1 rRNA gene and 1 pseudogene are annotated in these 1,005 nt (G+C 69.2%); both read left to right on the forward strand.

Annotation, left to right across the window (positions count from 1 at the left end):
* Positions 1-92: ribosomal RNA gene (rrf, locus tag ACIBJG_RS38825) — 5S ribosomal RNA — on the forward strand; the annotation flags it as partial.
* A gap of 372 nt (positions 93-464) precedes the next feature.
* Positions 465-1,005, forward strand: a pseudogene (locus tag ACIBJG_RS38830) (hypothetical protein); the annotation flags it as partial.

Raw genomic sequence — 1,005 nt, forward strand, 5'->3', positions numbered from 1 at the left:
CGCCCGGTTACATTCCGAACCCGGAAGCTAAGCCTTTCAGCGCCGATGGTACTGCAGGGGGGACCCTGTGGGAGAGTAGGACGCCGCCGAACAATCTTTGAAGGACCCTTGGTCCCAGCGTTCAACGCTGGGACCAAGGGTCCTTTTTGTTTTTCCGAAGCGCGTCGGGTGTCCGGCTGCGCAAGAATGTCTGTAGTACCCGATGACAGGAGCACCACCGATGTCCACCAACTCTCCCGACGATCGTTCGGAGCGCGAGCCGCGTCGCCGGGACGGCGGTGACCGGGGCGGCTTCAGCGGCGGTCGTGACGACCGGTCGGACGGCCAGCGCCGGGACAACGACCGTGGCGGAAACCGCCGCGATGACAGCCGGCCCACCAGCGGTGGGGGGCCCCGTCGTGACGACAGCCGGCCCACCAGCGGGGGCGGCGGGTTCCGTCGGGACGACCGTGACAACCGGGACCGTGCGCCGCGTCGTGACGACAACCGCGGTGGGTCCACCGGTGGTGGGTTCCGTCGGGACGACAACCGTGGTGGTTCGTCCGGTGGTGGGTTCCGTCGTGATGATCGGGCTCCGCGTCGTGATGATGACCGTGGTGGGCGTCCGAGCGGTGGGTTCGAGCGTCGTGACGACCGGCCGCGTGGCCCTCGTCGCGACGACGACAACCGCGGTGGGTCCACCGGTGGTGGGTTCCGTCGGGACGACAACCGTGGTGGTTCGTCCGGTGGTGGGTTCCGTCGTGATGATCGGGCTCCGCGTCGTGATGATGACCGTGGTGGGCGTCCGAGCGGTGGGTTCGAGCGTCGTGACGACCGGCCGCGCGGGCCCCGTCGCGACGACGACAACCGCGGCGGTTCCACCGGTGGTGGGTTCCGTCGGGACGACCGTGACAACCGGGACCGTGCGCCGCGTCGTGATGACAGCCGCGGTGGTTCGTCCGGCGGTGGGTTCCGTCGGGACGACAACCGTGGTGGGGCCTCCACCGGTGGTGGGTTCCGTCGTGA

The sequence above is a fragment of the Streptomyces sp. NPDC050422 genome (assembly GCF_044458665.1).
GTDB lineage: Bacteria > Actinomycetota > Actinomycetes > Streptomycetales > Streptomycetaceae > Streptomyces.